The 23,876-nt window shown below is 63.7% G+C and carries 25 protein-coding genes and 1 tRNA gene; 7 read left to right on the forward strand and 19 right to left on the reverse strand.

The window, feature by feature from the left end; genetic code table 11:
- Positions 1-101: 101 nt before the first annotated feature.
- Positions 102-177: transfer RNA gene (locus EI171_RS20560), tRNA-Trp, on the forward strand.
- A 99-nt stretch (positions 178-276) separates the two neighbouring features.
- Here the strand turns inward: EI171_RS20560 and EI171_RS20565 are convergent.
- From EI171_RS20565 to EI171_RS20575, 3 genes are all read right to left on the reverse strand, one after another.
- Positions 277-1,038 carry a glycosyltransferase family 2 protein gene (locus EI171_RS20565; protein ID WP_039184768.1) on the reverse strand — a complete coding sequence of 254 codons (762 nt, stop codon included), beginning with the start codon at positions 1,036-1,038 and terminating at the stop codon, positions 277-279.
- Positions 1,039-1,164: 126 nt separating this feature from the next.
- Positions 1,165-1,671, reverse strand: a complete 507-nt coding sequence (locus tag EI171_RS20570) for a hypothetical protein (RefSeq protein ID WP_161534548.1) — start codon at positions 1,669-1,671, stop codon at positions 1,165-1,167.
- Between the two features lie 7 nt (positions 1,672-1,678).
- Positions 1,679-2,185 carry a hypothetical protein gene (locus EI171_RS20575; RefSeq protein WP_011088186.1) on the reverse strand — a complete coding sequence of 169 codons (507 nt, stop codon included), beginning with the start codon at positions 2,183-2,185 and terminating at the stop codon, positions 1,679-1,681.
- Positions 2,186-2,316: 131 nt separating this feature from the next.
- On the opposite strand from EI171_RS20575, the gene EI171_RS20580 reads away from it, so the two are divergent.
- Positions 2,317-4,011, forward strand: coding sequence for a hypothetical protein (locus tag EI171_RS20580; RefSeq protein WP_161534549.1), 1,695 nt, complete (start codon positions 2,317-2,319; stop codon positions 4,009-4,011).
- Here EI171_RS20580 and EI171_RS20585 read toward each other — a convergent pair.
- From EI171_RS20585 to EI171_RS20660, 16 genes are all read right to left on the reverse strand, one after another.
- The gene (locus EI171_RS20585) at positions 4,001-5,035 is read right to left on the reverse strand and encodes a Gfo/Idh/MocA family protein (protein ID WP_161534550.1); all 1,035 of its coding nucleotides are present in this window, start codon (positions 5,033-5,035) and stop codon (positions 4,001-4,003) included. The genes EI171_RS20580 and EI171_RS20585 overlap by 11 nt on opposite strands.
- A 3-nt stretch (positions 5,036-5,038) precedes the next feature.
- Complete coding sequence (locus EI171_RS20590; RefSeq protein ID WP_161534551.1) at positions 5,039-6,244, reverse strand: class I SAM-dependent methyltransferase; 1,206 nt, start codon at positions 6,242-6,244, stop codon at positions 5,039-5,041.
- On the reverse strand, positions 6,237-7,454 hold the full coding sequence (locus EI171_RS20595) for a class I SAM-dependent methyltransferase (protein WP_161534552.1): 1,218 nt from the start codon (positions 7,452-7,454) through the stop codon (positions 6,237-6,239). Before EI171_RS20595 ends, EI171_RS20590 begins: the two co-directional genes overlap by 8 nt.
- Positions 7,455-7,786: 332 nt before the next feature.
- Positions 7,787-8,365 carry a WbuC family cupin fold metalloprotein gene (locus tag EI171_RS20600; RefSeq protein WP_161534553.1) on the reverse strand — a complete coding sequence of 193 codons (579 nt, stop codon included), beginning with the start codon at positions 8,363-8,365 and terminating at the stop codon, positions 7,787-7,789.
- Positions 8,343-9,008, reverse strand: coding sequence for a class I SAM-dependent methyltransferase (locus EI171_RS20605; protein WP_161534554.1), 666 nt, complete (start codon positions 9,006-9,008; stop codon positions 8,343-8,345). The genes EI171_RS20600 and EI171_RS20605 overlap by 23 nt, the downstream gene beginning before the upstream one ends.
- Before the next feature lie 25 nt (positions 9,009-9,033).
- Entirely contained in the window at positions 9,034-9,426 is a 393-nt protein-coding gene (locus EI171_RS20610; protein WP_011088179.1) for an LIC12192 family sporadic carbohydrate cluster protein, read from the reverse strand.
- Positions 9,419-10,225: a sporadic carbohydrate cluster 2OG-Fe(II) oxygenase gene (locus EI171_RS20615; RefSeq protein ID WP_161534555.1), complete on the reverse strand. Its 807-nt coding sequence runs from the start codon at positions 10,223-10,225 to the stop codon at positions 9,419-9,421. The genes EI171_RS20610 and EI171_RS20615 overlap by 8 nt, the downstream gene beginning before the upstream one ends.
- Positions 10,222-11,340 (reverse strand): DegT/DnrJ/EryC1/StrS aminotransferase family protein, encoded by a 1,119-nt coding sequence (locus tag EI171_RS20620; RefSeq protein WP_161534556.1) that lies wholly within the window; start codon positions 11,338-11,340, stop codon positions 10,222-10,224. The genes EI171_RS20615 and EI171_RS20620 overlap by 4 nt, the downstream gene beginning before the upstream one ends.
- The gene (locus EI171_RS20625) at positions 11,330-12,436 is read right to left on the reverse strand and encodes a DegT/DnrJ/EryC1/StrS aminotransferase family protein (protein WP_011088176.1); all 1,107 of its coding nucleotides are present in this window, start codon (positions 12,434-12,436) and stop codon (positions 11,330-11,332) included. Before EI171_RS20625 ends, EI171_RS20620 begins: the two co-directional genes overlap by 11 nt.
- Positions 12,437-12,444: 8 nt before the next feature.
- Positions 12,445-13,404, reverse strand: a complete 960-nt coding sequence (locus EI171_RS20630) for a transketolase family protein (RefSeq protein WP_060907973.1) — start codon at positions 13,402-13,404, stop codon at positions 12,445-12,447.
- Positions 13,405-13,414: 10 nt separating this feature from the next.
- On the reverse strand, positions 13,415-14,263 hold the full coding sequence (locus EI171_RS20635) for a transketolase (protein WP_161534557.1): 849 nt from the start codon (positions 14,261-14,263) through the stop codon (positions 13,415-13,417).
- Positions 14,238-15,275, reverse strand: coding sequence for an aminoglycoside phosphotransferase family protein (locus EI171_RS20640; protein WP_161534558.1), 1,038 nt, complete (start codon positions 15,273-15,275; stop codon positions 14,238-14,240). The genes EI171_RS20635 and EI171_RS20640 overlap by 26 nt, the downstream gene beginning before the upstream one ends.
- Positions 15,272-15,883: a hypothetical protein gene (locus tag EI171_RS20645; RefSeq protein ID WP_246740594.1), complete on the reverse strand. Its 612-nt coding sequence runs from the start codon at positions 15,881-15,883 to the stop codon at positions 15,272-15,274. Before EI171_RS20645 ends, EI171_RS20640 begins: the two co-directional genes overlap by 4 nt.
- Before the next feature lie 5 nt (positions 15,884-15,888).
- The gene (locus EI171_RS20650) at positions 15,889-16,890 is read right to left on the reverse strand and encodes an NAD(P)-dependent oxidoreductase (protein WP_028171385.1); all 1,002 of its coding nucleotides are present in this window, start codon (positions 16,888-16,890) and stop codon (positions 15,889-15,891) included.
- Positions 16,891-16,914: 24 nt separating this feature from the next.
- Positions 16,915-18,480, reverse strand: a complete 1,566-nt coding sequence (locus EI171_RS20655; protein WP_011088170.1) for a PfkB family carbohydrate kinase — start codon at positions 18,478-18,480, stop codon at positions 16,915-16,917.
- A gap of 84 nt (positions 18,481-18,564) precedes the next feature.
- Entirely contained in the window at positions 18,565-19,593 is a 1,029-nt protein-coding gene (locus tag EI171_RS20660; protein WP_011088169.1) for an SDR family oxidoreductase, read from the reverse strand.
- Positions 19,594-19,753: 160 nt separating this feature from the next.
- On the opposite strand from EI171_RS20660, the gene EI171_RS20665 reads away from it, so the two are divergent.
- The 5 genes from EI171_RS20665 to nusG all read left to right on the forward strand — a co-directional run bounded on the left by EI171_RS20665 (position 19,754) and on the right by nusG (position 23,834).
- Positions 19,754-20,341 carry an SIS domain-containing protein gene (locus EI171_RS20665; RefSeq protein ID WP_231166508.1) on the forward strand — a complete coding sequence of 196 codons (588 nt, stop codon included), beginning with the start codon at positions 19,754-19,756 and terminating at the stop codon, positions 20,339-20,341.
- 48 nt (positions 20,342-20,389) lie between these two features.
- Positions 20,390-21,376, forward strand: a complete 987-nt coding sequence (locus EI171_RS20670) for a lysylphosphatidylglycerol synthase transmembrane domain-containing protein (RefSeq protein WP_246740636.1) — start codon at positions 20,390-20,392, stop codon at positions 21,374-21,376.
- An 85-nt stretch (positions 21,377-21,461) separates the two neighbouring features.
- Positions 21,462-22,730: a class I SAM-dependent methyltransferase gene (locus EI171_RS20675; RefSeq protein ID WP_110116377.1), complete on the forward strand. Its 1,269-nt coding sequence runs from the start codon at positions 21,462-21,464 to the stop codon at positions 22,728-22,730.
- A gap of 358 nt (positions 22,731-23,088) precedes the next feature.
- A complete protein-coding gene (gene secE, locus EI171_RS20680) occupies positions 23,089-23,280 on the forward strand; it encodes a preprotein translocase subunit SecE (protein ID WP_007611620.1) in 192 nt (63 codons plus the stop codon).
- Complete coding sequence (gene nusG / locus EI171_RS20685; RefSeq protein ID WP_007602985.1) at positions 23,280-23,834, forward strand: transcription termination/antitermination protein NusG; 555 nt, start codon at positions 23,280-23,282, stop codon at positions 23,832-23,834. Before secE ends, nusG begins: the two co-directional genes overlap by 1 nt.
- Positions 23,835-23,876: the final 42 nt, after the last annotated feature.

A 23,876-nucleotide genomic window follows, 5' to 3' on the forward strand; every position in this document is an offset into this window, starting at 1 on the left:
GGTGCGGCACAAACAAGCGAAGGGAGCGCGCTTCTCCCTTGCAATCCGGCCGTCCCCTGTGCTTGAAAGCGGCCGTGATCCTAAGGCGACGCAGGGTCCGTAGGAGTGTAGCTCAATTGGTAGAGCACCGGTCTCCAAAACCGGGGGTCGCAGGTTCGAGCCCTGCCACTCCTGCCAGCGAAATCAACCACTTAGACTAGATACTGGCGGGATGGGGCAAGATTGCCCCGGCAGGCGCTCGCGGCCGCCCGCAGCGATGAGGGCCTCGGCCGGGGACTAGCGTGCGGGGGTCCGTCCGGCGTCAACCGGAACCTGATCGCGATCGACATCCCGGATGGGAACGCGGCGGAGCAGCGAGACGATGGTCCCGATGAGCTCCAAATAGGTGCGCAGCCGCAGCGCGCGCGATGACCCCTTCAACTCCGCGTTCAGGCTCACGGGGACCTGGACATAGGTGAGGCCGAGTTGGAGCAGCGAGATCAACGCGCAGATCTGATAGCCGTAGCCGTCGGCCCTGACCGCGATCTGGCGCAGCCATTTCACGGGGTAGACGATCATGCTGTGGTAGTCGGACAGCCAGAAGCCGAACATGCAGTTCAGGACGAAGCGCAGCGAATGCGACTGGATCGAGCGGTTGACGGAACGGTCCGACTGGTTGTCACGATAGGTGATCACCATGTCGGCGGCGCCCAACGCCTTTAACATCCTGGCAATGCCTTCGTTCTGGAAGGCATGATCGCCGGGGATCAGGGTAATGGCATCGAACTTCGCGCGTGACAGGGCGTATTCGAAGCCGGCGCCGACGCCCCGCCGCTCGGCGTTATGATGAACGGTGATCCGCCGGTCGCTGGCTGCGAATTCGTCCATGATCGCGCCGGTGGCATCGGTGCTGCCGTCGTCGATCAGGAAAATCTCGAAATCGTCCAGCAATTCGCGGGCGAGCGGCAACACGCCGTCGATGGTGTCGGCGATCTTGTCCTGCTCGTTCAGCGCAGGGATGACGATCGTAAGACTTTTTTCCGCCCTGGAAGGTGTCATCACATACCGCCGTCGCCGGCCACTCAGTACTGTTGGAACCTCACCTGCAACGCTAGGTGATCAAAATCCGGCCAACAATATCGGTCCAGTCAATCAGGTCAACGCAACTGCGTTGCATTCGGGCAACTAGTCGGCAAAATCGTAGAGTCCGGTATCGCCGATGCCGAAGGCACGCCGTAGCCGCGCGATCCGTTTTGCCATGGTCTGTCCGGCCGCCGTCGCGGCAAACCGCGGATCGACCTGCTCGACCAGACCCCCGTCAATCAAGATCTTGGTCCGTCCGCGGAACAGTTCTGGAACTTGCCCTTCGACGACGTCCGACAGCGGAGCCGCCCGGTCGGGCCGCTCGGCAAGACCCAGCAGGATGTCCAGCGAGACCGATTTGTAGACTGCGCCGAAGGCGAAAACGTAACCCATGACGCCAAAGCCGAAAATCGATGCGGCGTCCCAATAGCGGAATTGCGGAAGGATCAGAACGCCGAGCAGCACGCCGAGAAGATGCGCAACGACTGCGGCGATCGCGAGCACGATCACCGGTGCCAGCGACCATGCCCGAGCGCGAGCGACGAACTGCAGGACAGGCGCCAGCACGGCAAATGCGACGGCAGCGATGAGACCGACAGCAAATGACATCGTGTCGCTATCCAAGACCCGTTGAGAAACGAACGAACTTGACGAGATGCGCCACCGCAAGTCCTTTGGCCGTCGGCGCCAATTTGCCGTCGGCTATCATCACCATCCCCGAACCGATCAGCAGCTTCAATCGATTGTGTGCGAAGGTGCCGAGATCACCCCCCTGCATGTAGGCCGCAGCCCATTGCTCCAAGGTGAGGGGAGATCCGGCCCGGACGAGTGCCGTGAGCAGCGTCAGGGTGAAGCCCCAGGCCAGCAGGCTGAACAGGACGTAGCAAAGCATCATCGCCGTCGCCAGAAGGAAGAGGCCGCTGACCACGTCGTCGAGAAGCCTTGGACCCGGAATTGCGATGCAGGCGATCACAAAGAGCACGACCACGCTGAGACAGCCCAGCCGAAAACGGCGGCCGGCACCTCGAATGGCGGCGATACGTGCATAGCAAAGCAAGAGCAGTGGAAGCGCGGCACTGAGACAAATCGCAGTGGTCTGCGCCGGGCCCGGTAGGAAATTCATCGCGGAAATCGCCTCGGACGCCTCTGTGGTGCCCAGCCTGTACGGCGTCTATAGGAGGTCGCATTTTGGGGGTCAATGCCCGTCATCCGGCCCTTGCGGCGGTCGGGTGGGCGTGCGAATTCTTGCCGTCGATGCCATCTCTCTCCCGTCCCAGCACATCCGCGACGCTGCGCGCGACAGTCGTTCTGCTGGCGCTGCTGCTGGTCGCGCATGCGCCGATGCTGCTGAACGACGGCCTCTTCATGGACGACTGGCTGGTGCTCAAGCCGCGTCCGGATTTCGTGATCGACATCGATTTTCTCCTGAGCGCTGCGGGCCATCCGATCTTCTTCAGCTACGACACCTTCGCCAACTGGACCGGCGCGCCCATCGCCGTGATGGTGGCGCTGGCGCTCGCCGGAATTCTCCTCGGTGCGATGTTCCTGGCTCTGACCGCAACGCGTCTCGGTCTGCTTGACCGTGCGGAGGCGGTCGGCTTCGCGCTGATCGTCTGGACCTATCCCGGCTATCAGCTCTGGGCTGGCAAGGCGAACGCGGTCTACGTGTTTAGTTTCGGGCTGCTGTTCACCGGTGCCTGGCTGTTGACGCTCGCCTTCACTGCTCGCGGCCTGCGACGTGTTCTGCTTCGTGTCGCCGCTGCGCTCGTGTTCCTGCTGAGCTTCGCGCTCAACTCGACGATCGTGCTCTATGCCTTCATGGTGCTCGGCCTCTTCGTCGCGATATGGCGGGGCGGGGATGCGGCGCATGGCTTCGTTCGCCGCACATGGCTCGCGGCCTGGCGCTGCGCTCTGGGCTATCCGGAATTGATGGTGCTCCCTCTGGTCTATTGGGGCACGCTCAATATCTGGTTCAAGCGGATCGGCGCGTACGCGCAGCACTATGGCGCCCATTTTCCGACGCTCGGCGAGTTGGCGAGCGGCTGGAAGGCGTTTTTCATCACGAGCTATTGGGACGTTGTGGCTGGCGCGCTCAAGATGACGATCGAGGTACCGGCGCCGCTCGGCGTTGCCGCACTTCTCGTCGGCGCCGCCCTATTGTTGTTGCGGTCCGAGACGGAGCCGACCACCGCGAAATATACGGTTGCCGCGCCGCTCCTGCTCGCCGTCGTGTTGTTTCTGGCCTTGTCGTTTCCCTATCTGGTCGCCGGCCTGCGGCCCTCCAGCTTGCACTTTTATGAGAGCCGTCATCTGCTGATGTTCGGCCTGCCATTGGCGTTGATCCTTCTCGGTCTCAAGCGATGGGTCGAACACGCGATCGGTCCGAAGGCAGCCTTCGCGGTCGTGCTGGGATTTGGATCGGTGCTGTCGATCGGCCTGCTGTGGGACACATACATCTTCATGCAGGCGAGAACCCTAAAACAAGAGGCCCTGGCGAACGAGCTCGTCAGCCGCGCCCAGCCGGCAGCAACGGTGTTCGCGCTCGATGACGGATTCGTCGACTACCCGTCGCGCCACGTGCCGTTCGGCTTCGCGGAGGTCACCGGCATGCTCCGCCTTGCCTGGGGCAATCAGCCATTTGTCGGCTTCGCCTTGCGCGGCGAGAGGTCGAGCGTTCTCCAGGACGTCGAACTGGCCCGGACAGCGCCAGGAAGTGCGTTTCATCATGTCGACCCGTCGGGCCCCCAGGCGACGATCTCGTTCCAGCCGGGGCCCGGCGCGGCGCCAAACTGGGTTCTGGTGCGCAAGTACTATGCATGCCGGCTGCTGGCGCGCTGCGACGTATCGCAGCTTCTGCGTCAACTTGCCGAGGTCACCATCAAGCCAGGGCCGATCGCGGGGATAACGCCGCTCGATCGCCCGAAAGCGGATGCGATGCCTAGCCGCTGACCTGCCGCTTCCAGATCGCCTCGGCGAGCGCGATGTCGGCCACCGAATCTTGGCCGGACGCCAGGGGCGTTCCTTGTTCGACAATATCGGCGACGAAAGCGTCGGCCTGGCGCCGAAACGCCCAACTCCCTTCGCGCACCAGCCGCGTGCGTTGTCCGCCTTGGTCGAGAATGACCTCCGCCTCCTGCTCGGCAAAGGGCGGGGGCAGTTCGATGGTCAATGCGCCCCGCTCGAAATCGATCGTCAATCCCTCGCGCCACGCACCTTCGGATCCATTCACCAGATCCAGCGCGCACGCGACGCCGTCGAAGTCGAGGGTTATGCGCGCCGCGCCCGCGATCTCGACGGTGCTTTCGGTGACTGCCGGCGACGATCCGAGCAGGTAGCGCGCCAGATTGATGATATGGCTGAACACGTTCAGAAAATTATCGTAGCCGGGCCGCATCGCGTTCGGCATCCAGTCGGGGCCATCCTGCCAGAGCTCGAGCCCGTCCGGCCGGGTTTCGCCGGTCATGACGAAATTGTCGTGCGATCGGCCAGTGTCGCCGCCGAAGCACCAGCCCCTTGCTCCGACAACGCATCCGAGCGAACCGTCTGTGTGCAAACGCGCCAGCTCGGCCAACGCGCGCGCTACGCCGGCGTCGTGACGCTTCATGTAGCCGATGCTGTAGACGAGGCGCTGCCGCCGCGCAGCCTCGACCAGCGACGCGGCCTGAACCGTCGTGTAGGCCATCGGCTTCTCCGACAGCACGTGCCGGCCGCTGTTTAACGCGTCCAGCACGATCGGGCCGGTGGCGCGACGCTTGGTCACGACGACGACGGCGGATACCTCGCTGTCCGCGAGCAATTCCAGGTGCGTGCCGTAGACCCGCGAGATGCCGAATTTCTGCGCCGCGGCGGTTGCCAGGTCAGGTCGGAGATCTGCTATCGCAACGACGCGGCAGGCCGGATTGGCGACGAAATTGGCGAGGTGGCACATCTGGCCGACCATGCCCGTTCCGATGATGCCAATGCCTGGCCTCACTTGCTACGATCCCTCGATGCGCTTCCGGACGACGAGGAAATGCGCCGGCTGCCCCCAGGTGTTGATGAACGCCTGGTCTGACTGGGTGAGGGCGGCGATCGCGGACGCATCGCGCCGTCCGATCGCGCTGAAGATGCGATGGAAACTGTCGAGCGTTGCGGTGATGGCTTCGATGTCGGAAGCATCGTCGGCGAGAATGTCCGTCGTCAGGATCGTCTCGCGTAACGAGGCGAGGCTGGTGATCACGCGGGGCAGGCTGTCGCCGAAGGGCTCGTCGATCATCCTGTCCACATCGAGCACCAGAGCTTCGATCGAAGCCGAGATCGCGCTCACCGCGTCGGCCTTGCCGACCAGATAAAGCTTTCGTCCCCCGAGGAAGCTCAGACGGCTGCGGTCGAGATGGCGCGTGGCGCGACGCAGTTTCTCGTCCGCCGACACGACCTTCTTGTGCCAGTAGACGTCCAGGCTGTCGCGATAGGCGGGCCATGCCGAATGGATGTCGAACCCCTGCTCATTCGCCGCCGTACAGAGGGCCTCCGCATCGAGGAAGTAGCGGTACCGGACGAACGGATTCTCGAGCACGTCCATCAACCAGGATTCGAAGCTGCGGGTGTGCGGAATGCTGTTCCACTTCGGCTCGAACAGCAGCTTCGCCGTCTCCAGCGCGGAGCGGCCCGTCAAGACCTTGCCGGCGGCATGGATCGCCTTGAGTGCGAGCTCGAAGAAGCCGCCGTAACGTTCGTAATAGGAAACGACGGCGTAACCGTCCGGATTGAGCAACCGATGGAAGATGCCGAGCCATTTTTCGCTCGGCTGCACCGTGTAGATGAACCCTTCGGCGTCGATGACGTCGAAACGGCGGTCGCTGCGAAACCCCTCGACGTCGGACAATGCGAGTTCGCGAAGACGTTCCGCCTGGCCGAAATGCGCGAAGTAAGCCTCAATCTTCGGGTGCGCATGCCGGTTCGGTTCGGCGAGCGTCATGTTCGCGCCCCAGCCGGCAAACACCAGGGCGTTCTCACCGGAGTCAGGACCGAATTCGAGAACCTCCGTATCGCGGAACAGCCGCGCAGGCAGCACCAGCTTGTCCGAAAAAAGCTCGCGACGCTGGCCGGCGTAGGCGGTGAGTTCGGCAGAGGATTTGAAATTGCCGAACGTCGGCAGGATGTCCTGGCGTTCGTAGTAGTTGAAGAGCTTGTCGTCAGCCATGCTGCGACCCTGCGGCCGCCTCGAGGCGATCGAGCTCGCTCCAGATATCAGACGGCGCGAAGATGGAGACTATGTGCAGCGGACGCTTCACGTTTTCGCGCAGCCGGCTGCTGACCTTGGCTTCGTTCTCCTGGTTCACGGCAAGAAGGCAGACGAGCGGTTCGGACTTGCCAGCGAGATCCTCGGGCGATCGGATCGGAATCCCGGTGCCGGGCAGGAACAGTCCCTGACGCTCCTTCTGATCGTCGACCGAGAGATCGACGAGATCCGCAAGTTCGTGGGCATTGGTGAAGGTGCAGGCGCGGCAGCCCGCGCCGTAGATGGCGATCTCGGCGCCGCTGGCGCGGGCCTTGGCGAGAATCGGTCGCAGGCGGGCGCCATACTCCCTCGCGCGCTGGCCGAATTTCTCGCCGACGCCGGCGGGGGCGGGCGGTGGCGTCACGTCGCGCGTCGCACGGCGGGCCGCGATCGCGAGGGTGCCGCCGCTGAAATTGTATTTCTTCACGGACACCGCCTCGAAGCCGTGGCGCGCCAGCAGCGCGACCAGGGTCGGCTCGGTGAAATAGCTGACGTGCTCCTCCCAGAGGACTGAGAGGTCGCCGGCCGTCGAGCCCGGCGCGAAATCCGGCACGTCGATGAACAGCAGCCCGTCGTCGCTGAGCGCGATCTTCACGCAATCGAAAAAGTTCTCGAAATCGACGATGTGCTCCAGCACCTGGCGCGAGACGACGAGATCGAACTTGCCGGCCTGCGCCACGGCGTCGTGACACATCGCAGGGCTGATCATGTCGGCATAGACCTTGATGCCGCGCTCGCGGGCGATCTTGCCCGACACCGGGTTGGGCTCCACGCCGACCAAAACCTTCGCGCCGCGCTCGCGAAGCTTGTCCATGAACAGGCCGTCGTTGCAGCCGATCTCGAACACGGATTGATGGCTCGAGAATTTCGCGATGGTATCGAGCTCGTCGACCTGGTGCGGCTCAGGCTTCCAGCTGCTGAAATTGTAGTTGAACTGGCGATACAGGATGTCGGGATCGATCGGCTTGACGATCTGCGGCAGACCGCAATCGCCGCAGGCGAGCACCTCGAACGGATACCGTTCCTCCTGCTCGTTCCGGCTGTGCCGGAGCCGATGCGCAATCGGCATCTGCCCGAGGTCGATGACCGGTCGAAGGTTGGTCGAATGGCAGAGGCGGCAATGGTCGGTCACTGGTTGTTCTCGCATTTGGCAGGTCTGACGAAGCGATGTTCAATGAAACCGGCGCGGCCCGCAATGAGATGGTCCCGGATACATCCAACCCGGGGTGCACGGCGCAGCCCTCTGGCCGTTGCGTCCTCAACCAATGCAGGTAGCAGTCGTCGGTAGGTCCCGCAAGACGCGCGGCAGTCCATTGAAGGGAAGCGGGTACGGCGTGGCTTCCGCCGTGTCGGCGGTCCCCAATGCGATCTTTCTGAAGTCGCGCGTAACGTAGGCAGCTTCATCGGGTAGGTCTTCCTCGAACGTTCAAGGCGGTATAGTCGAGTAGCGGTATCAGTCGAAATCTAACGTCCCGCCAGATGCTCCGCGGCGAGCACGCCAGTCTTCGCGACATAGTCCTGAACCGCGGCGGCATCGCTGCCATCCGGTGCCCAGTCGGGAAAAGCCGTGCGGGAGGGGTCGAAGGGACCGGCGGTGGTTTCGTGAAACACCAGCCACTCCGAGGTGATCAGGATCGAGTGGAAGACCTGTTCGGGCATCCGGTAGTAGCAGCGCTTGCCCTGGCCGTAGGGCGCCATCTCGAGCACGTCGCGAATGCGGCCGTCATCCTCGAAGATCACGACCTGCGCGGTGCCCTCGATCACGTGAAACGATTCAGGTTTGCCAAGATGCATGTGGGGTCGCACATAGGCCTCGCGATGATGCACGATCAGCATCTCATGCAGGCCGGACGAGGGATCGGGATGCGTGCACAGCCGGCTGCGCAGGCGCGGGTTGCCGGCGGCAATACGCTTCAGCTCCGCGATCGTGGCGTCGTCCGCCGTGACGATGGCGTCGTCCGAATAGTAGACTTCCGGATTTTGCGCGCGCAGCGAAGTCGGTGGGCGCGGACGCGCCGTCTCATTCGAAGAAGATGAACCCATGGTCGCCCCGATAGCCGCATTTATCGTAGATCCAGGCCCATGTGTCCGGGCCATGGAAGCTCAGGCAGGTGAGTTGCCAGTAGAGGAGATTTGCCTTCTCGCGCTCGTTGCGGAACGATTCCACCATCAGATATTTCGAGGTGCCGCGTCCGACACGCTCGATCTCCGACACCGCGCGGAAGACGTCCTCGAGTGGAAGGTTGTGCAGCACGCCGAGCGACACTACGAGATCGAAGCTGTGATCGGGGTAGGGCAGCTCGACGGCGCTGCCGACCCTCAACTGCGGCCGCACGTCCTCCTTGGCGTTGGCGATGCCATACTCGGAGACGTCGATGCCGGCGATCGTGAGGTCGGGGACGAGTTGGGTGAACTCGTAGAGCAGATAGCCCTTGCCGCAGCCGACATCGAGCACGCTCATGCCCGGCTTGATGCCGTAGCGGTCGATCAGGGTCTGGGCGAGCGGGCGCCACCGTCCGTCGTAGCGATAGCCGCCATAGCCGTAACGGCGGTCGCCGTCCCAATAGTCGCGCCCCCATTGCCGCGCCACGGCGGCGGATTCGGCCTTGTCATGCTCGAGCACGCGCTGAACGTAGTCCCGCTTGGTCGATGCGTGCATCGGCTGGAGCAGGTTGATCTCGGTCATGATCGTCAACCGGTCCGCGGCATCGTCACAGGATGGTCGCGAATTTATTGACGAGCAGGATGTCCTCGACGGCCTGGATGTCTTTCTGCGACGAGAGCGTGATCTCCTCCACGGCCGCGTGCAGATCGCAGCCCTCGCGCAGCACGCGGTCGTAGATCTCCCGCCGCCGTGCCTCGTCGGGCGGCAGCATGAAGATGCTGTAAAGGATCAGGCCACGCAGCCTCGGCAGCTCATCCAGGATATCCTCGAGCACCATGTAGCTGCCGGGCATGGTGTGCTCGGCGGCGCTGAGCAGATAGTGCAGGTTCTTCCGCCGGGCATAGTCGCGGATCACGATGTTCTGGACGTGCTGCGGGGTACGGCTGCCGTTCAGCGGGCGGGCGCCGATATAGCCGCGATGGCCGGCTCGCTCAGCCATGGAAGCCTCCGGGCAGCTTGTATTGCATGCCGACCCGTGTCGCCGGGCGCAGCAGGATCGGTTCGAAGAATTCGCCGAAGCGCTTGTCCGCGTAGGGGGACATGATGCTCTTGAAGCGGCAGTTCATGCTCCAGCGTGTGCCGGGCTCCTCGTTGATGCGATTGCCGTGCATCAGGGTCTGGTTGAACAGCATCACGTGGCCGTAGGGGATCTCGATGAAGGTCGCGTGCGGCTTGATCGTCTTGTACAGCTCCTCGGCGCTGCGCAGGCTGGCCATCCGGTCCTGCATCTCGCCGTTCAGGGACGGCGGCAGCAGGTACATCGACTTGGTGTGGCGGACGTCGACCAGCGGCACCCACACCACGACCTCGAACGGCGAGTCCCCCGACCAGACGTCGGAATGGGTGGCGAGCAGCGATGAGCTGTCGCCGGGAAGCTGGATGCTGAGATTGACGCGGCGCTGCATGCAGAGCTCGTTGCCGACGATGGTCTCGATCGTCGAGCGCGCCAGACGGAAATAGGTCGGCCGGAACCAGGGCTCGGCGTTGAGGCCGTTGAAGACGTGCAGCCGCAATCCGTTGAGATCATCCACGTTCACGCGCGTGTGGATGGTGTCGAGCATCGCATAGGGATCGTTGCTGTGCGGCAGCTTGAGATAGTCCGCCGCGAGTTCGGCGGCGCGCCGCTGGATGCGGTCGAGCCCGGCGCGGTCGTCGGCCGGCGTGGTGACAAAACCATCGTCGATGAAGCGCTGCGCCAGCGCCTGCTCATCGGCCTCGAGGAAGTCCGTATCCGTCATGCGAAGTACTCCCGGGCGGTCGCGCAGATATAGCTGATATCGGCGGCCGAGAGGAACTGGTTGATGGGAAGGGTGAGGATCTGGTTGGCCTGCTGCTCGGTCACCGGAAATGCGCCGCGACCATGACCCAGATGCGCTGCCGCCGGCTGCAGGTGGATCGGGACCGGATAATGGATCGCGGTCTCGATGCCGTTGTCGGCAAGATATTTCTGGAAGTCGTTGCGGCGGTCGGTCTGCACCACGAAGGTGTGGAACGTGTTGAACTCGATGTTGCGGCAGGGCGGAATGAACAGCGGCAGGCCTGCGAGCTCGGCGCGGTATTGCGCGGCGTTGCGCCGCCGGCGCTCGATCACCGAGGGCAGGTTGCGCAGGCGAATGCGAAGCAGCTCGGCCTGCAGCGTGTCGAGCCGCGATACGATGCCCCATTCCTGGACGTCGCTGCGGTTGATCAGACCGTGATTACGCAGGCGGCGAATTCGTGCGGCAAGCTCGGCGTCGGCGGTGACGAGGAAGCCGGCATCGCCCGCGGCATTGAGGTTCTTCAGCGGATGCGCGGAGAAGCAGCCGAAGGTTCCGATGGTGCCGCTCATTCGCCCGTCATAGGTCGAGCCGACGGCCTGCGCGCTATCCTCGATCACTGCGAGGGCGTGCTTGCTTGCGATCGCCATCAGCGGGTTCATGTCGGCCATGCGCCCGGTCAGGTGCACCGGCATGATCGCCTTGGTCCGCGGCGTGACGGCGGCCTCGACCGCGGCCGGATCGATGTTCTGGTCCGGCAGCACGTCCGCAAAGACCGGCGAGGCGCCGACTGCGATGATCGCGGCGGTCGATGCCACGAACGAATTCGGCGGGGTGATGACCTCGTCGCCGGGACCGATGTCGAGCGCCCTCATCGCGAGGATCAGCGCATCGGTGCCGGAATTCAGCGTCACGACATGCGGCGAGCCGAGATAGGCGGACAATTCCTCTTCGAGCTTTCCGACCGCCGCACCGCCGATGAAATCGCCGCGCTGGAACACGCCCTCGACCGCCTGCATGATCTCGGCGCGCTCTTCCTCGAATTGCGCCGGAAGGTTGACGTAACCGATGCGCCGGCGGCCGGTGTCAGCGTCCATGGCAGAACTTCCGAACAGTCTCGATGACGCGGTCCTGCTGCGCGCGTGTCAGGTGCTGGTCCACCGGGAAGCTGATGACTTCCTTGGCATGACGGTCGGTAACCGGGAACGTTCCGGGGGCGTAACCGAGATGCTTGAGGCCTTCCTGCTGATACAGCGGGATCGGATAGTGGATCTTGGCTTCGATGCCGTTGTCCAGGCAGTACTTGTAAAGCTCGTCGCGGCGTTCGGCGAACACCATGTAGAGGTGATAGACGTGCTTCACGTTGGGCCGGCGCGGCGGGACGCGCAGGCCGGGCAGGCCGGCGAGGCCTGCGTCGTAATAGGCCGCGTTCTCGATCCGGCGCCGCGTGATCTCGCTGGTCTGGCCGATCAGCCAGTTGCCGACGACGGCCTGCAAGGAATCGAGCCGCGAGTTGCAGCCGAGGATCGCGATCTCGTCGCGGTTCTTCATGCCGTGGTTGCGGATGAGCCGGAGCTTCTCGTTCATGCCGTCGTCATTGGTGACGACGACGCCGGCATCGCCCCAGACGTTCAGGTTCTTGAGCGGGTGCAGGGAAAAGCCGGCCGCGATGCCGTGGGTGCCGGAGCGCTTTCCCGCGAACTCAGACAGGATGCCCTGGCAGGCGTCCTCGACGACGGGGATGTTGTGGCGCTGCGCGATCGCCATCAGCTTGCCCATGTCGGTGACCTCGCCGGTCAACTGAACCGGCATGATCGCCTTGGTCTTCGCTGTGATCGCGGCTTCGACATAGTCGACGTTCATGCAGAACGAATCGTCGCAGTCGACCAGCACGGGCTTCGCCCCGGTCTCCGCGATGGCGCCGACGGTCGCGATGAACGTATTGGCGGCGGTGATGACTTCATCGCCATGGCCAATGCCGAGCGCCTTGAGCGGCAGTTTGAGCGCGTCGGTGCCCGATCCGACGCCGATGGCGTGGCGCACGCCGATCAGCTCGGCAAAGCGCTTCTCGAATTCGGCGACGGGCTTGCCAAGGGTGAAGTCCCCGGTCGCGACCAGCCGGCCGATCTCGGCCAGGATGGGGGCAGGATCGGAGAATTGCTCGAGCAGATAGGAATATCGAACGTCGTACATGTGGCCCGTCAGGTGGAATGGAGTTGAGGGGAGGCGGTGTGCGAGGCGGCAAGCGCGCGCTCGATCGAGGCGGCAATGGCGCCGGCGGAAAGCCCGTGCTTCTTCAGCAGCGAGTCCTGCGAGCCGTAATTGTGCATGAAGCTGTCCGGCAGCGACAGCCGCAGCATCGCCGGCAGGCCTGCCCCGAGCTTGTCGATCAGCGTCTCCGCGACCGCGCTGCCGAGGCCGCCGGACGGGACATGCTCCTCGAGAGTTGCCACAAGCTTGATGCCGCGGATCGCTTGCAGCAGCGCCTCGGTGTCGAGCGGCTTGACGGTATGCATGTGCAGGATGCCCGCGCGGACGCCTTGTGCCGCCAGCAGGTCGGCTGCAGCCAGCGCCCGCTGAAGCATGATTCCGGTGGTCACCATGAGGACGTCACCCGGCGGCCGCATCAGGATGGCCTTGCCGATCTCAAAGCCGTGCTCGGCCTTCGAGACGACGGCATCGCCGCCCTTGCCCAGGCGGATGTAGATCGGTCCCTTCCAGTCGAGGGTCTGCTCCATCATGCGCGCCGCCTCGTCGGCATCGCACGGGCAGACCACCGTCATGTTGGGCAGCGCCCGCATGATGGCGATGTCCTCGATCGCCTGGTGGGTGGGGCCGAGCGGCGCATAGACGAGCCCGCCGCCATTGGCGATCAGCCGCACCGGCAGATTGTGCAGGCAGAGGTCGACGGCGACCTGCTCGTAGCAGCGGCGAGTGAGGAATGTCGCGATTGTGTTGACGTAGGGCACGAAGCCTTCCATCGCGAGGCCAGCCGACATGCCGATGATGTGCGCTTCCGAGATGCCTTCGATCAGATGGCGCTTCGGAAACTCCTTGCTCATCGCGCGCAAGGTGCCCGCGCCGGGATCGGAGCCGATGTAAAGCACACGCTCGTCGCGCGCGGCGAGCTTGTGGACCATGTTCATGGCGGTGTTGCGCATGGGGTGCCGATCAAAAATCGCCGACAGCAACGCGTATCGCGTCGAGCTCGCTGTCGGTCAGCTTGTTCTTGTGATGCCAGTCGGCGTTGGATTCTGCGGCCGGCAGACCCTTGCCCTTGACGGTATGGCAGATGATCGCGGTGGGTTTCCCCGCAACGGGCGGGACTTGCTTCAGGACGGTGCGCAGGGCGCCGACGTCGTGGCCGTTGAGCTCCTGCACGGCAAAGCCGAAGCTGCGCCACTTGTCCGCAAGCGGCTCCAGCGGCAGCACGTAGTCGGTGGGTCCGTAGCTCTGGAGCTTGTTGTAGTCGATCAGCGCGACGAGGTTGTCGAGCCCGGGCTTGGCCGCGCCCATCGCCGCCTCCCACACCGATCCCTCGTTGATCTCGCCGTCGCCGAGCAGGACGAAGGTGCGGTAAGTGCGTTCGCGCATGCGTGCGGCGAGCGCAAGGCCGACACCGATCGACAGACCATGTCCAAGCGCGCCAGTCGAGGCCTCGACCCCAGGCACCATTCCGTATTCGGGATGTCCGCCCAGAATACTGTCCGGGCCGCAAAAGCCGTCCAGCTCCGACAGGGGGAAGAAGCCGCGATCGGCCAGGAGCGCGTAGAGCGCCAGACAACCGTGTCCCTTGCTGAGAATCGCGCGGTCGCGGTTCGGATCGCGCGGGTTCTTCGGATCGATCCGCAGCACATCGTCGTAGAGCACGCGGACCATCTCGATCAGCGACAGGGCCGGACCGACATGTCCGCGTCCCGCCGAACGGACAGAACCGAGGACCAGGCGGCGCAGGTAAAGGCTGCGCTCGTCGAGCGTGCAGGTGAGGGCGGCTTCAGCGTGGGGTGAGATCTGGATCACGTTGGCAAATCGTTTGATGGAGCTGGCGGGCTTTGTCGAGCTGACCGGCGAGGCGGACCGTCAGGTCGCCACCTTGCGCAGCCAAGGCGCGCCGGGAGCGGCTTTCCGGCAAATAGGCATTCAGGACAATCAGGCACCAAATCGCTCCAAAGAGAGGATACAGTACGTCAAGGCGGATCGCAAACGCGTCATCCCTAGCCGCGAAGGCTTGCGCGAGGCGTTCGGTCAATCGATTTGCTTTGGCTTCAGGCAGATTGCTACCGGGGTGAATCGCGGTGTCCGACACCAGCTTGACCGGATCGTCCCAGCCGAAATATTCGAAGTCGATGAAGCGCAGCCGGCCGTCCGCGGCGCGCAGCGCATTGTGTAGTCCGAAATCCGACGGGCTCAACGCGCGATGCGCGGGCGCAAGGTCCGCTGCGGGATCCCGGCCGAGTTCCGCATAGCGCTGGCGGAGCCGCCGAATCGCGATGGCAGTGCTGGGAACCAGGCTGTCGTCCATGAACGCGCGCAGGTCCGGATGATCATCCGAAGCGCGCCTCAGTCCGTCCAGGCGCTGCTCGTACTGGGCGACGGCTTCCTCGGGCGAGAAGATGCTGGCCGAAGCGTTCCGCAAAGTTTGCGCCCCGTCGGCGTTGCGCAGTTTCTGCAACGCGATCAGGAAATCAGCCAGTTGATCGGCATCGCCGTCCTGAGGGCGCAGCACCGCCGCTTCGCCGTCGAACCATTGATACAGCGCGCAGAACGCACCCGAATCCTTCGCGATCGGGCGCGGTGTCGACATGATGCCGTGGCGCGACAGAAACGACAGCGCGTCATATTCCTGTCCCAGGCGATCGCGCCCGTCGGACGGATAATGCTTGAGGGCGAGGGGCGGTCCCTCCGCCATCTCCAGCCGAAACACCCTGTTGTTGCCGCCGGCCCGCGCCGGTTGGGCGGCCGCGACCCGCGCTCCGGCCAGGCGGCTGCCGATCGCCATTGCATCCGGCTCGCTGATCTCGGGCTCGCTCATTCCGCAAACACCTCGTGGCGGATGCCGGTCCATGTCGCGATCGGCTTGCAGTGGTCGGGGTGGGGAGGCTGCGAACGCGTGAACAGGATCGATCGCGTGCCCTTCGGAAAATGCGGTTGCTCGAACACCTCGACGAGATCGTCGATGAAAATGTCGAGCTCCAGGCTCACGAGTCGCTCGACCTTGGCGGCCATCGTGTCCTCGAAATACACGTCGCCGGCAGCCACCGCCGCATCCGTAGCGTCGATCAGGCCGGCACCACGCAGCCAGCCGCGCGCGGCTTCACGCAGGTCGGTATGGTCGGGATCCTGATGACCGAATCGGGTCTTGTGGCTGACGATGTACACCTTCGCGCCAGCCTGTCTGCACGCCGCCAGGAATTCCCGCACGCCCGGATAGATTTCGGCGCCGCCAATGCCCTTGCCGTAGACGAAGCCTTGCAGCCCTTGCCAAGCGAGCTCGCCGCCAGTGCGGGATCGCAGATGATCCCGCACATCGGTCTTCGGCCCCTCCCAGCCCTCGGGCACCAGCCCGCGCTGACGCGCGACGGCGGCAAAGACCTTGTCGTAGCAGATGATTGTGTTGTCGAAATCGATGCCGATCCGCACGCCGCTCACTTCAGGCTGATATTCTGCATCATCTTGATGTTGAAGTACCGGGGGTCGTTGAGCGAGTTCGGCAGGCGGCCGGCCTTGAAGGCGTCCACCAGTCCGGACACGGCTTGTTCGATCGTGTGCGTCGGCGCAAATCCGAGTTCGCGGCGGATCTTCTCCGAGGACACATGGTAGGAGCGCAGGTCGTCGGTCGGCTCGACCGCGATGTCGACGTTGTTGCCCACCACCGATTTCACGATGTCGGCGATCTTCATGAGCGAGTGGTTTTCGTAGCCGATATTGTAGGTCTTTCCGTCGATCTTCGCGTCGTCCTGCTGAAGCAGGAACAGATAGGCCGCGGACATGTCCTCGATGTGCAGGTTGGGCCGGCGCTGCGTTCCGCCGAACACGCGGATGCGGCCGGTGTTGACCGCGAGATTGGTCAGGATGTTGACGACGACGTCGAGCCGCTGCCGCGGTGCGTAGCCGCAGACGGTGGCGGGACGAACGGTGCACGCGACGAACCCGGACGCCGCCTCGTCGGCAAGGTCGGTCTCGCACATCGCCTTGAACTTGGAGTAGTCCGTGAGCGGCTCGCAGGACAGCTCCTCGGTCACCTCGGCCTCGTCCTTGATGCCGTAGACGCTCGAGGAGGAGGCATAGATGAAGCGCTTGATGCCCGCCTTCTTCGCGGCGCGCACCATCGGCCGGAAACAGTCGTAGTTGATGGACTTGCCGAGCGCCGGATCCAGCTCGAACGAGGGGTCGTTGGAGATGCAGGCGAGGTGGATCACCGCGTTGTTGCCGCGCAGGGCCTCGTTGATCGCGGCCTCATCGCGGATGTCGCCCTTGATCAGCCGGAGATTCGGATTGTTGCGAACCGCGTCGAAGACGGATTCGCCATACATGAACAGGTCGAGCACGGTGACCTTGTGGCCCGCGGCCAGCAAGTGGGGAACCAGCACGCTGCCGACATAGCCGGCGCCACCGGTGACCATCACGTTCCATTTCTGATCAATCACTGTCGTTCTCCAGAATTCTTTGCGCTACTTCAGCAACGCGGTGACAAACTTGACCAGGGGGGCCTTTTCGACCGAGTTGCGGTGACCGACGATGCCGACCTTGATCGCGCCTGCGGCATTGCCGATGAAGGCGACGTCCTCGATATTGCCCCCCGCGGCAACCAGCGGCGCCGTGATCGTCAGGAAGGCATCGCCCGCGCCGACGGTGTCGACGACGGTCTTGGTGAAAGCGGGGACACGCGCGACACCCGTCTTCGACGAGAAGGGGTAGCAGCCGAAGGAGCCGTGCGTGATGATCATGTTGTTGCAGTCGATCTTGCGGTGCAGGCCGTTCTCGATCACCGATGCGATGTCGTTGAACTTGTCGGTGGCCGCCAGGCGCGCTTCCGGCGCGTCGATGCAGATGTAGTCGGCGCGCGGATACTTCGTGATCAGATTGTAGCCGTGGTTTCCGCTGTTGCTCTGGGCGTTGATCGCCAGGAACCTGGAGTTCGCGATCAGCGTGTCGATCGTGCTGGGTGCGATCATGCCGTGACCGAAGTCGGTGACGATCACCACATCCCCGCCGCGAACGCGCTCGGCGGTGATGCGGTCGATCTCCGTCCGCTCGGTCTCGTCGAGCGGCGTGTCGTCCATGGTGTAGACTTCGAAGAGCTTGTGCAGATAGCCCAGCTCGACGTATCGCAATTTGCGGGTCGTCGGACGGCCCTGAACGCGGATCGGCGTGAGCGTGACATTCGGGCGGACATGGGCGCGGATGAACTCTTCAGGGTAGTCGTTGCCACCCAGCGTCGTGACGATCTCCACCGACTTGCAGAAGCTCGCCACGTGATTGGCCGCGGCGATGACGCCGCCGGCAAATTGCTCGCCGTTCTTGAGCAGGGTGGCGACGATGTTTTCCTTCGAGGCCTTTCCGAGCGCCGTGACGTACTGGTATTCGTCGATGATGGTGTCGCCGACCAGCACGACGTGCATGTCCTGGATCTTGTCGATCAGCTTCAGCAGTCGTTCGGCGCCACCGCCTTCGCGCACCTTCTGGAGGTAGTCGCGCAGAGGGGGATCGTAGATGTCGAAGTAGCGGTTCATCAGCGACGACGAGCTGAAGGTCACGTCGCGCGTGAAGACGATGCGACCGCCATGACGTTCGACGGCCTCTCGCTCGGTGGCGATCTTGCCGGTGACGTCATCCTCGGGGTTTTCGTAGTCAGAACCCTTCACGTAGATGTCGGGGCGCACGGTATCGAGGATCGGCTCGGCGCTCGATGTCTGGTTGATGCCGACCCAGTCGACCGTGCCGAGCGCGGCCAGCATCTCGGCGCGCATGTTCTCCGGGAAGATCGGCCGCCCGGGGCCCTTGTTGACAAAACGGTCGGCCGTAACGGTCACGATGACGACGTCGGCCTCGTTGCGCGCCGCCAGGATGTGCCGGACGTGGCCGAGATGCACCAGATCGAACACGCCGTGGCAGAGCGCAACGGTGCGGCCCTCGGCCTGCGCGGCGCGCGCGACCGCTCCCAGTTCCTCGATCGTCTTGATCTTCTCGTGCGGCGCCGGATGGACGGCCGCCTTGTCTGTCGCAGAATTGCCCATGTGAGTTACCCAAAAGCGCCGGCCGGCCTCAGCCGGCTGGTCCGAAATTGATCGATTCGCGGTAATGATACCCGGCGAACCTGTTCAATAGCTTGCCTTCTGCGGGGTACCGGGCGCCGAATCGCTGTCGTCACCGAGATATTTGAACCAGTCCTTGGTGGCGTCGGCAATCTTGTCCACCGTCCACAGGGGAGCGTCCTTGTACTGGTCCATCGACTTCAGCATCGTCGCGACGCCGTCCTCGAATTTCACCTTCGGCGTCCACTTCAGGACCCGCTTGATCTTGGTGATGTCGGCGTAGGTGCAGTCGGGCTCGCCGGGGCGCTTGGGAATGTGGACCTTGTCGCCGCCGAGCAACTCGACCAGCCGGTTGACGCTGTAGGTGTTGTCCGAGCCGACGTTGAAGATCTCGTGCGAGACGTCGGAACGCGCTGCCGTGACGAAGGCGTCGGCGACATCGCTGACGAAGGTGAAATCGCGGGTCTGCTCGCCGTCGCCGACCACCGTGAAAGGCTTGCCGGCGAGCTTCTGCGCCATGAACACGCCGAACACGGCACCATAGGTCCCCGTGGTGCGATGGCGTGGCCCGAACACGTTGAACAGACGGAGCGCCACCGCCGGAAGCTTGTAGACCTGGCACCAGTGCATGACGCACTGCTCGCCGAGATTCTTGGTGAGCGCGTAGGGGTACATCGGCCGGATCTCGGCGCTCTCCGGCGTCGGATAGATGTCGGGGATGCCGTAGCAGGACGACGACGCCGCATACACGAAGCGGCTGACGCCTGCCTCCCGCGCAGCCTCGAGAACGTTGACCGTGCCGTCGACATTGGCGCGGTGATACGGGATCGGCGATTCGATCGAGGGAACGATGTCGGCGAGTGCCGCGAGGTGAAACACCCAATCGATACCGGAGAAATACGGGCTGATCGACTCGCGGTCAGTGACGTCGGCACGGACGATCTTCAGCCGGCTCGAATCGGCGCGCGACGACAGATTTTCGGAACGTCCGATGACGAAATTGTCGAGCGCGATCACCTCGTGGCCGTCATCGAGGAGGCGATCAACGAGGTGACTGCCGATGAAACCGGCGCCGCCAGTGACGATGCATTTCATAGGAACATCCGTAGCGCGAATGCCCTGCGGGCGTCGCCAATGTTGAGTGAAACCCTGAAGCCGACTAACAGTCGGTCGCAACTTTTGCAAGTATTATACCTTTGCAATCGCTAGTAATAGCCGGTATCAGGGCGTCATGTTGCAGTCGAGCCGTCACGCCATGCCCGCCGAATCTCTCGATCCCGATCACAAGGCTTTCCTCGACGATTACGTCGGACGCCTTCATCGCGCGACGGCGATTGACGACGGTGTTTTTGCCGGCATCTCTGCCACTCGCACGGCCTGGTTGCGCACGCGCGAGCAGGGCGGTCGAGTCATCTTCATCGGTAATGGCGGCTCGGCCGGCATCGCCTCGCATCTGGCGATCGACCTCGCAAAGAACGCATCGGTGCCTGCGCTGTGCTTCAGCGATGCAAGCATGATGTCGTGCCTCGCCAACGACTACGGTTTTGAGGACTGGATCGCGCACGCCGTGCGGCTGAGCGCCCGCGCCGGCGACTGCCTCGTTGCGATCAGTTCGTCGGGGCGCTCGAAGAACATTCTCAATGCGGTCGCGCAGGCGCGTTCGATGAAGCTCGATGTGATTACGATGTCGGGCATGAATGCGGACAATCCCCTGCGTAATCTCGGCGACGTCAATTTCTGGGTGGACAGCCGCAGCTACAACATTGTCGAGACCACGCACCAGTTCTGGATGATGGCAGCGATCGACCTCGTCATCGGTCGCGCGGAATACCCGGCGTCCTGAGGCGGGTATCGGATGCAGTCGCGCTTTAAACAGACAGCTTTGTTTTCGGTGAAGCTGTTGCTGTCGATCGCGGTGCTGGCCTATATCGCGCGCGGCCTCGATCTGGGCCGGTTGCGGACTCATCTCGTCTCCGTCGACCCCTTCCTGTTCGCTCTCGCGCTGGCGCTGATCTTCTTTCAGACCTTCGTGCTCAACGGCCGGTGGGAGCTGATCATGCGTGCGCTCGGCGTGTCGCTGGACTGGTTCGCCGGCTGGCGGATACTCATGATCAGCCTCTGGTTCAATCAGGTGCTGCCGTCGTCGGTAGGCGGTGACGCGGTTCGGATATGGCTGCTGCGCCAGCGTGGCGTGCAGTGGCCGGAGGCGGTCAAGGGGGTTGCCGCAGACCGTTTCACGGCGTTGATCGGGCTGATCGTGCTGATGGCGGCGGGATTGCCGCTCCTGATGTCGCGCGTGTCCAACGAGGCCGCGATCCTGGCGATCGGCGGGCTGACGCTGGCGGGTGTCGCCGGCACCGTGGTCCTGTTGACGCTCGATCGCCTGCCGAAGCGTTTCATCGCGCTTCCCGCGATCGCAAGCTTCGTCCGGTTCGGAACGCTCGTCAGGTTTCTTCTCGTGCGATCCGAATGCCGCGGTTTGCTGCTCGGATCGGCGCTCCTCATCCATCTCGCGACGGCAGCGGCCTGCTACGTCCTGGCGCGCGGCGTCGGAGCGCAGCTCTCGGTGCTGGACGCCGGCATCCTGATTCCGCCGGTGGTGCTGTTGACGGCCGTTCCGATCTCGATCAGCGGCTGGGGCGTTCGCGAGGGGGCCATGGTCGCCTGCCTTGGCCTTGCGGGCGTTCCTTCCGAGGAGGCGCTGTCGGTTTCGCTCCTGCTGGGTGCCGTCAGCGTGGTCATCGGTCTTGCAGGCGGCGTGATCTGGCTGGCAAGTCCGGAGCGCGGCTCGTATTCCGCGGACAAGGCGGCGAAGGCTGCGGAAGAATCACCGAACTACGGGCTGGCGAAGGCCGAGGAGGTATCGAGCCACCCTTGACCCGCTTGAACCAGTTCTGTCCATCTGATCTTCACAGGGTGGGATTGCCCCACCTGCGCGCATCTCTCCGTTTTCCGGTTCCACGATGAAAAACCTGTTCTACGTCCGTCATACCTGCCGCCTCTGTCACTCGGACAAGCAAGAGCTGGTCGTCCCGATGGCCGGCATGCCCATTGGCACGCCGAACTTCCAGGTGCCGGACGCCAGCGTTGACGATCCCGTCTTCAGGGCCGCGGTGCCGATGGCGCTGCATCTGTGCAGGGACTGCGGCCACCTCCAGATTCTCCATGTCGGCAATCCGGAGGTCCAGTACCGCAACTACGTCTACACGACCTCGCTCTCGCTCGGCCTGCGGCAGCATTTCGAAGGCTATGCCAGCGACGTCGTCAGCCGCTTCGGAATCGCGCCGGGCTCGCTGGTGGTCGAACTCGGCAGCAACGACGGATCGCTGCTCGGCTTCTTCAAGGAGCGTGGCATGCGGGTGCTGGGCGTCGATCCCGCCGTCGACATCGCGCGGCGCGCGACTGAGGCGGGCATCGAGACCATCGGCGATTTCTTCACCGACGCTGTCGGGCACCGCATCCTGAAAAGCCATGGTGCGGCGAGCGTCGTGATCGCCAACAACATGATCGCGAATGTCGACAATCTCGATCCGCTGGTGATCGGGGTTCGCGACGTGCTTGCGCCGGACGGGTTGTTCGTCTTCGAAACGCAATATGGCGTCGACGTCACCGAGAAGAACCTGCTCGACACCGTCTATCACGAGCATCTGTCGTATTTTAACATCAAGCCGCTGACGCGCTTCTTCGCGCGGCTCGGGATGGAAGTGATCGACGTCCAGCACATCTGGACCAAGGGCGGCTCGATCCGCGTGACGGTGCAGCGCGCGGGCGGCGCGAAGAAGCCGTCGGCGGAGGTCGCGCGGTTCATCGCCGAGGAAGACCGGCTCGGCGTCGATCAGCCGGCCTATTATGCGCCCTATGTGAAGCGGATCGCGGCGATTCGCGACGAGTTGGTCGCGATGGCCGATGCCGCCCATGCGCGCGGTCAATCTGTCGCCGGCTATGGCGTCTCCGTCGGCACCACGACGTTGCTTCCGCAGTTCGGCCTGGAGGGCAAGATCGACTTCCTGGTGGATGACGATCCCAAGAAGGGGAACGTGATGGCCGGCCCCGGCTACGACATCCCGATCCTGCCGCCCGCCGCCCTTTACGAGCGCAAGCCGGCGTTCGTCGTCGTGTTCGCCTGGCGCTACGTCGACCCGATCCGGGCCAAGCATGCCGGTTATTTCGCTGACGGCGGAAAGTTCGTGGTGCCGTTGCCGGGCATTTCCATGGTCGACCGGGCCGATTGACGCGCCTCCTGCGGGCGCCGTCAGCGTGAGGCGGGTGGTGAGGTCGGTCCGAGCGTCAGGAGGACGCTCGACCCGGCCCGGTAAACCGTTGATTCGCATGGGCTCTGCCGTAGTCCGTCCGGGGACGAGGGACGCTGGACGGGTGAGCCGTGACCTTGACGTTTGGCCCCGTTCGCAGTAGATACCCGCCACCTGCAGCCGGCCCGTTAGACGCGGATCTCCGGCGCGGCTTTGAAATCCCCCGAACAATCGAGCCCGGTTTCCGGCTCATCCTTCGAGACAGAGGGCTGGGCCAACGGCGGCTGTTCGGATCCCTGAAATTCATTCGCGTCTGTCGACGGACGTTGGACATCAAACGATGGCAGTCAGCCCGTTCAAGTTCTTGCAGGAAGTGCGCTCGGAGACCGCCAAGGTCACCTGGCCGACCCGTCGCGAGACCACGATCACCACCATCATGGTGTTCGTCATGGTCGCCGTGGCCTCGATCTTCTTCTTCGCCGCCGACCAGATCATCCGTTACCTCATTACCTTCCTCTTGGGCATTCACTGATGGCTACAGCAACCGCTCAATTGTCCGACAAGCGCTGGTACATCGTCCACGCCTATTCGAACTTCGAGAAGAAGGTCGCCGAATCGATCCGCGAGCAGGCCAAGCAGCGCGGGCTCGAGGAGCTGTTCGAGCTGGTGCTGGTTCCGACCGAGAAGGTCACGGAAGTGCGTCGCGGCCGCAAGATCGACGCCGAGCGCAAGTTCTTCCCGGGCTACGTGCTGGTGAAGATGAAGCTGACCGACGAGGCGTTTCATCTGATCAAGAACACGCCGAAGGTGACCGGCTTCCTCGGCGCGGAAAACAAGCCGATGCCGATCTCGGAAGCCGAGGCCATGCGCATCCTGCACCAGGTGCAGGAAGGCGTGGAACGGCCGAAGGCGTCGGTGTCGTTCGAGATCGGCGAGAACGTGCGCGTGGCCGACGGCCCGTTCGCCTCGTTCTCGGGTGTGGTCGAGGAAATCGACGAGGCGCGCTCGCGCGTGAAGGTCGCGGTGTCGATCTTCGGCCGCGCCACGCCGGTCGAGCTGGAATTCGGTCAGGTCGAGAAGGTCTGATCGGGTCGCGCGTGAAGCCGAAGGCTTCGCGCAAAGAGAGGC

Origin of the sequence: Bradyrhizobium sp. LCT2 (genome assembly GCF_009931255.1) — a bacterium.
Taxonomy (GTDB): domain Bacteria; phylum Pseudomonadota; class Alphaproteobacteria; order Rhizobiales; family Xanthobacteraceae; genus Bradyrhizobium; species Bradyrhizobium diazoefficiens.